The organism is Amycolatopsis sp. NPDC059027 (assembly GCF_042739735.1).
Lineage (GTDB): Bacteria > Actinomycetota > Actinomycetes > Mycobacteriales > Pseudonocardiaceae > Amycolatopsis.
In genome coordinates, this window is sequence record NZ_JBHYIK010000008.1 from 37,422 (window position 1) to 44,058 (window position 6,637).

Annotated in this window: 5 protein-coding genes and 1 pseudogene; 4 read left to right on the plus strand and 2 right to left on the minus strand. The window is 71.0% G+C overall.

The annotated features are described in order from the left end of the window. Window positions 1-22 precede the first annotated feature (22 nt). Window positions 23-1,060 (minus strand): CobW family GTP-binding protein, encoded by a 1,038-nt coding sequence (locus ACFWY9_RS07735; RefSeq protein WP_378331534.1) that lies wholly within the window; start codon window positions 1,058-1,060, stop codon window positions 23-25. Window positions 1,061-1,372: 312 nt separating this feature from the next. Here ACFWY9_RS07735 and ACFWY9_RS07740 point away from each other — a divergent pair, with 312 nt between their 5' ends. The 3 genes from ACFWY9_RS07740 (at window position 1,373) to ACFWY9_RS07750 (ending at window position 4,490) form a co-directional block, all read left to right on the plus strand. Next, window positions 1,373-2,509, plus strand: a complete 1,137-nt coding sequence (locus ACFWY9_RS07740; protein ID WP_378331535.1) for a nitric oxide synthase oxygenase — start codon at window positions 1,373-1,375, stop codon at window positions 2,507-2,509. Between the two features lie 73 nt (window positions 2,510-2,582). Next, on the plus strand, window positions 2,583-3,089 hold the full coding sequence (locus tag ACFWY9_RS07745; RefSeq protein ID WP_378331536.1) for a flavodoxin domain-containing protein: 507 nt from the start codon (window positions 2,583-2,585) through the stop codon (window positions 3,087-3,089). Between the two features lie 111 nt (window positions 3,090-3,200). Further along, window positions 3,201-4,490, plus strand: coding sequence for an MFS transporter (locus ACFWY9_RS07750; protein WP_378331537.1), 1,290 nt, complete (start codon window positions 3,201-3,203; stop codon window positions 4,488-4,490). Between the two features lie 402 nt (window positions 4,491-4,892). Here the strand turns inward: ACFWY9_RS07750 and ACFWY9_RS07755 are convergent. Continuing rightward, a pseudogene (locus tag ACFWY9_RS07755) lies at window positions 4,893-5,090 on the minus strand (nucleotidyltransferase domain-containing protein); the annotation flags it as partial. Window positions 5,091-5,181: 91 nt separating this feature from the next. Here ACFWY9_RS07755 and ACFWY9_RS07760 point away from each other — a divergent pair. Then, window positions 5,182-6,573 (plus strand): MDR family MFS transporter, encoded by a 1,392-nt coding sequence (locus ACFWY9_RS07760; RefSeq protein ID WP_378331538.1) that lies wholly within the window; start codon window positions 5,182-5,184, stop codon window positions 6,571-6,573. Window positions 6,574-6,637: the final 64 nt, after the last annotated feature.

Sequence of the window (6,637 nt, forward strand, 5' to 3'; positions counted from 1 at the left end):
TCGGCGTGTCAGGCTTGACGACTCAGGAGGGTTCTTCGACGTAGCGCAGGACGTGCAGCATGCCGCGCTCGTCGACGGTGTCCGCGTCCTCGGCCCGGCAATCGGCGAGTGCGGAGTGGACGGTCTCGGTGTCCATTCCGGACCCGATGAGCACGAGTTCGGTGCGGCGCGGGCGATCCGCGGGCCAGCCCGAGCGGTCGAACCGCACGAAAGCGCCGACGGTGTGCAAGCCGAACCGCGAGCGGGCGCCGTTCGGCCCGAAGTCGAGGTGGCCCTTGATCCGGTAGATCCCGGCGGGCCGCCGTTCCAGGAACTCGATGAACTTCCGCGGCGCCAACGGTTGGCCGCTGGTGAACGTGACACTCTGGTACGCCGCGTGCAGGTGCTCGGAATGATCGTCGCCGTGCGAGTGCGCGTCCATCGCGCGCAGGTCGTCGAACGACAGCTGCCCGGCGCGTTCGCGGGGTTCGGGGTCGAAGAACAAGGTCGGGTCGACGCGCCCGTGCGAGGTGGTCAGGACCGGGATCCGCGGCGCCAGCTCCTCGACGGTGCCGGTCACCTTGGCGAGATCGCCGGCGCCGACGCGGTCGGCCTTGTTGAGCACCACCAGATCGGCGACGCGCAGGTGGTCGGCGAGCTCGGGATGCCGTTCGCGGGCGGCCCCGAACTCGGCGGCGTCCACGACCTCGACCAGCCCGCCGTAGCGGATGCCGGGGTTCTCGCTGGCGATCATCAGCCGGATCAGGTCGCGTGGCTCGGCGATCCCGCTGGCCTCCACCACGATGACGTCGATCCCGGCCTCGGCGCCGGAAAGCCGCCCGAGCATCGCGTCGAGCCCGCTCGCGTCGACGGCGCAGCACAGGCAGCCGTTGCCGAGCGAGACCATGGTGTCGACCTGACCGGCGACCGCGAGCGCGTCGACGTTGACGCTGCCGAAGTCGTTGACCACGACGCCGATCCGCACGCCCTGGCGGTTGGCGAGCAGATGGTTGAGCAGGGTCGTCTTGCCCGCGCCGAGAAAACCGGCGACGAGGACCACGGGGATCCGCTGTGTACTCACCGGCCGTCCTTTCGCGTCGCCGTCACCGTGGCGGCGACTTTAGTCGCGGACGGCCATCGGCTGCTCGCGGCCCGCCGGGTGCCACCGGAAAGGTGAACCGGATCACGAACGGGGAATCACCGCCTTCCGGCGCGGAAAAGTGATTGTTTTTCGCCGGGCTGTATTCGGCTCAACGACAATTCGTGGTGACCGCGTTCGGCGGAGTGCCGTTGCCGGCGCTCGCGGGTACTCTTCGCCGTCTGGCCGGATTTCCCCAGCGTGCCAAGGGTTCTCGGAATCGGAGAGTGGTCGGGTGTGACGACGACGGCGTCCATGCGGGTGACAACCGAGCGGGCGATCGCCCGGCCGGGGAAAAACGGCGAACGCGCTGTGGAATTCGCCGAGGCGGAGGAATTCGTCCGGCAGTGCCACGCCGAGGGCCTGTACTCCGGCGAGCGGCCGGCGCGCCGGCTGGCCCGGATCCGCGCCGAGATCGAGCGGACCGGGACCTATCGGCACACCACGGCCGAGCTGACCTTCGGCGCCAGGGTCGCCTGGCGCAACGCGGCCCGCTGCATCGGCAGGCTGTACTGGCGCGGGCTGCGGCTCCGGGACCGGCGAGACGTCTCCGGCACCGCCGCGATCGCCCGGGAATGCGCACTCCACCTGCGCGAGGCCACCCGCGGCGGGCGGATCCGGCCCACCGTGACCGTGTTCGCCCCCGACACCCCGGCGGCGCCGGGCCCGCGAATCTGCAACGAGCAGCTGATCCGCTACGCCGGGTACGAACTCGACGACGGCTCGGTGCTCGGCGACCCGCGCTACGCGACGTTCACCGAGCGGGTCCGCTCGCTCGGCTGGCGTCCGCCCCGGCGCCGGAGCGCGTTCGACGTCCTGCCGCTGCTCGTCGAGTCGGTACCCGGCGAACCGCGGCTGTTCACCCTGCCGCGGGACGCGGTGCTGGAGGTGCCGTTGAGCCATCCCGACCACGCGTGGTTCGCGGGCCTGGGCCTGCGCTGGCACGCGGTGCCCGCGATCAGCGACATGCCGCTGGTGATCGGCGGCGTCCGCTACCCGGCCGCCCCGTTCAACGGCTGGTACCTGGGCACCGAGGTCGGCGCGCGCAACCTCGCCGACGCCTGCCGCTACGACCTCTTGCCCGTGATCGCGGAGCTGATGGGCCTGTCCACCGCGTCGGAGCGCACGCTGTGGCGGGACAGGGCACTGGTGGAACTGACCCTGGCGGTCCAGCACTCGTTCGACGCGGCCGGGGTCACCGTCGCCGACCACCACACCGAGTCGCGGCGGTTCCTCGACCACCTGGCACGGGAGGAACGCGCGGGCCGCCGCTGCCGGGCCGACTGGAGCTGGATCGTCCCGCCGTTGTCCGGCGGCCAGACCGCCGTGTTCCACCGGTACTACGACGAACCGGATCCGGCACAGCGCCCCGCGTTCGTCCCGCCCGGCTGAAACTGGGCGTCCGATCGGCGGATTGACTCGTGTGGGTCACGCGCCGAGGCACCACACGAGGGACACTGTGAGTATGACCGCGGTCCTCGTCGCCTACGCCGGCAAGACCGGCGGCACCCGGGAAATCGCCGAGGTGATCGCCGCCGTGCTGCGCGAGCACGGCCTCGACGCGCGGGTGCGGGACGCCGCAGACGTCACCGGAGTGGAGGAGTACGCCGCGGTCGTGCTCGGTAGCGCGCTGTACTTCCACCGCTGGCGTCCCGAGGCGGTGCGGCTGCTGGAGAACAACGTCGAGGCGCTCACCCGGCGCCCGGTGTGGCTGTTCCACAGCGGGCCGTGCGGTCCCGGCGCGAGCACCGTCCGGGTCAGCCTGCCCGCGCGTGTGGCGCTGCTCGCCGCGCGGATCGACGCCGAGCGCACGGCGACGTTCGGCGGCCGGCTCGACCCCGGCCGGGCACGGGGTGTGGTGGCGCGGTTGTTCGCCTCCGGCCGCCGGGCCGGGGACTTCCGGGACTGGGACCGCATCCGCGAATGGGCGCGTGACGTCGGCAGGCGAGTACGCACGCGCGTCCCGTTGTGACGGATTTGCCTTGTCCTACCGGTATTTCCGGTCGGGGGCAAGATCTTGCCCCCGGCTCGCACCGGGTGTAGACCAGGCCAGGGGGAAACCGGCGGCGAACGGGGGCCTGGCGTGGCGAAGACGGAGACGTCCCGGCGGCCGTTGACCCCGGACCAGCGCAACTCCTTCCTCGCCGCGTTGCTCGGCTGGAGCATGGATTCCTTCGACTACTTCCTGGTCGTGTTCGTGCTGGCCGACATCGCGAAGGACCGTTCGTTCGGCGCGAGCGCGACCCAGCTCGCGTTCATCACCACCGCGACACTGGTGATGCGGCCGGTCGGGGCGCTGCTGTTCGGGCTGTGGGCCGATCGGGTGGGCCGCCGCGTCCCGCTCATCGTGGACGTGCTGCTCTACTCCGTCGCCGGGGTGCTGTGCGCGATCGCGCCCAACTACACCGTGCTGCTGCTCCTGCGGTTCGTCTACGGCGTCGGCATGGGCGGGGAATGGGGGCTCGGCGCGGCGCTGGCGATGGAGAAGATCCCGGTGGCGCGGCGCGGGTTCTTCTCGGGACTGCTCCAGGTGGGCTACTCCTTCGGCTATCTGCTGGCCGCGCTGGCCTATCTGCTGTTCCACTCGGCGCTGGACCTGCACTGGCGGTGGATCTTCGTGCTGAGCATCCTGCCCGCGCTGATCAGCCTGCTGATCCGGGCGCGGGTGCGGGAATCGGAGGTGTGGGAGGCCACGCGGGAGAAACTGCGCGTGACGCGGACGTCGGTGAAGGACGTCCTGCTCGACCCGAAGGTGATCCGCCGGTTCTTCTACCTCATCCTGCTGATGACGGCGTTCAACTGGATGAGCCACGGTACGCAGGACGTCTACCCGAGCTTCCTCAAGGCACACGAACACGGCGGTGCCGGGCTGGCCGCGTCCACCAGCACGTGGATCGCGGTGCTGTACAACATCGGCGCGATCATCGGCGGGGTGACGTTCGGCGCGCTGTCCGAACGACTCGGCAGGCGCCGCACCATCGTGCTCACCTCGCTGCTGGCGCTGCCGATCGTGCCGATCTTCGCGTTCGACCACGGCGCCGGGATGCTCGCGCTCGGCTCGTTCCTGATGCAGATCATGGTCCAGGGCGCGTGGGGCGTGATCCCGGCCCATCTGACCGAGATGTCCCCGGACGCGATCCGCGGATTCTATCCCGGTGTCACGTACCAGCTGGGCAACCTGCTCGCCGCGCTGAACCTGCCGATCCAGCAGGCCATCGCCGAGTCGCAGGGCTATTCCGCCGCTCTACTGTGGACGGTCGTGCCCACACTGCTGCTGGTGGTGGTCCTGACCGCGTTCGGCAAGGAGGCCAAGGGGATCCGGTTCGGCGGCGAGGCCGTCGCGACCGCCCCGGTGAGCGGTGCGAAGAGCTGACCGCCACAGGTGCGTCTTGCCGTAGGTCGTCGCAATGGCCTGGTCGAGCCAGCGGCGGCGGACGTCGTCGAGCAGCGGGAGTACGGCGGCGAAATCCGTCTCGTCCTTGGGACGCGGGTGCGCGGCCTTGTAAAGGAGTTGAATCTCCGGCACCAGGTAGGGCACGCTGTCGGTTCCGAGTAGTCCGATCTCACCGATTCGGCGGCGTAGCAGGGGATTTCGCCGCGAAACCCAGTCGTCACCGTCGTTTTCGTCGAACATGATCTGGAGCCGCCAGGGACTCGTGGAGGTGGGGCGGCACCAGACGTCGTGCACGGCCGCGGGCAGGATCTCGCCCGGCCGCCACGGGCGCAGCACGCCGGGCGGATCGGCCGCCCACCACTGCCAGCCGTCGAGCGCGGCCTGGACGGCGAGCTGGTCGCGGCGCAGCAGGAGCACGTCGAGATCGGCGTGTTCGCGCAGCCGTCGTCCGGCGAACAGTTCGAGCGCGTAGCCGCCCGCGATCCACCACAGGACACCGCTCGCGCGGAACAGGTCCGCGGCCTCGGCCGGGCTCGCCGGGTCCCAGGCACCCCACGGTTCGCGGATCTCCTCGGGCATCCGGGCTCCTCTCGCGGCCGGGGTTTGACTTGAAGGGTACTTGAAGTTTTAGCGTCGGCGGCGGAAAACACCAAGGGGGAAGGAGAACGCCGTGGTCGTGACGGCGGAAGAAACACCGGCGATGACGCCCCAGCTGTGGCGGGTCTGCTGGGTGATCGTGTTCGGCGCCTTCGCCGGCATGCTCGACACCACCGTGGTCAACGTCGGCGTCGACACGCTCGTCCGCGATCTCGGCACCGGGCTCGGCGAGGTCCAGTGGGTGTTCACCGCCTACCTCATCGCGCTCGCGGTGTCGCTGCCGGTGTGCGGCTGGCTCACCCGGCGGTTTGGGGCCGGACGGCTGTGGCTGCTCTCGCTGGGCGCGTTCACCGTCGCGTCGGGACTGTGCGCGCTCGCCGGGAACGTCGGCTGGCTCATCGCGTTGCGGGTACTGCAGGGACTCGCGGCCGGGCTGATGGTCCCGGCGGGCCAGACGGTGCTCGGCGAGGTCGCCGGACCGGCGCGGCTGGGCAGGGTGATGGCCACGCTCGGCATTGTCGTGAGCCTCGGCCCGGCGATCGGCCCGCTCGCCGGTGGCCTGATCCTGCACTCGCTGAGCTGGCCGTGGCTGTTCCTGATCAACCTCCCGATCGGACTGGCCGGGATCCTGCTCGGCCTGCGGTACGTACCGCGGGGCGAGCGCGGGACCGCGCATCGGCCGGACGGCGTCGGCTACCTGCTGGTCGGCACCGGGATTCCCGCGGTGATCTACGCGGCTACGGCGTGGGGTGAGACCGGGACGCTCGTGGCGCCCCGCGTGGCCGTTCCCACCCTGGCCGGGATCGTCCTGCTCGTGGCGTTCTGCGTGCGCACCCGGCGTCGTGAGCACCCGTTGCTCGATCTCGGCCTGTTCCGGAACCGGGCGTTCGCGGTCGCCGCGGCGACGACCTTCTTCACCGGGCCCGCGATGTTCGGCGGGATGTTCCTGCTGCCGCTGTACTTCCAGTTGCTGGGCGGCAGCGACGTCGTCACCACCGGGCTGCTGATGATCGGCCTCGGCGCCGGGGCGGCGATCGCGCTGCCGTTCGCCGGGCGGCTCACCGACCGGTACGGCGGCGGCCTCGTGGCGCTGTGGGGGAGTGTGGCCATGCTCGCGGTCACGGTGCCGTTCGCGGTGGCGGACCTGCCGGTCGACGGGGTGTTCGTCCAGGTTCTGCTGGTGCTGCGGGGAATGGCGTCGGCGTTCCTGATGATGCCGGTCGGCACGGTCGCCTTCGCCGCGGTGACCCGCGCCCAGCTGCCCGACGTCACGGCCCAGATCAACATCGTCATGCGCGTCGGCGGCGCGGTCGGGACGGCCTTGTTCGCGGTGGTGCTGGCCAAGGCGCTGCCCGACGGCCCCGCGACGGCGTTCCGGACGGCCTTCGCCTGGCTCACCGGCTGCACCGTCGCGGCCGTCGGGCTGACCGCCTGGCTGTGGCGAGTGCGCCGGGCCGGGCGCTGAAGGACGCTTTCAGTGCATTGACCGCGCTGAAGGACGCCTTCGGTGCATCGAGCGCACCGAAGGC

Excerpts from the sequence above, each read along its gene's own strand:
- ACFWY9_RS07740 (WP_378331535.1), top strand. The coding sequence starts at position 1,373 with ATGCGGGTGACAACCGAGCGGGCGATCGCCCGGCCGGGGAAAAACGGC.
- ACFWY9_RS07745 (WP_378331536.1), top strand. The coding sequence starts at position 2,583 with ATGACCGCGGTCCTCGTCGCCTACGCCGGCAAGACCGGCGGCACCCGG.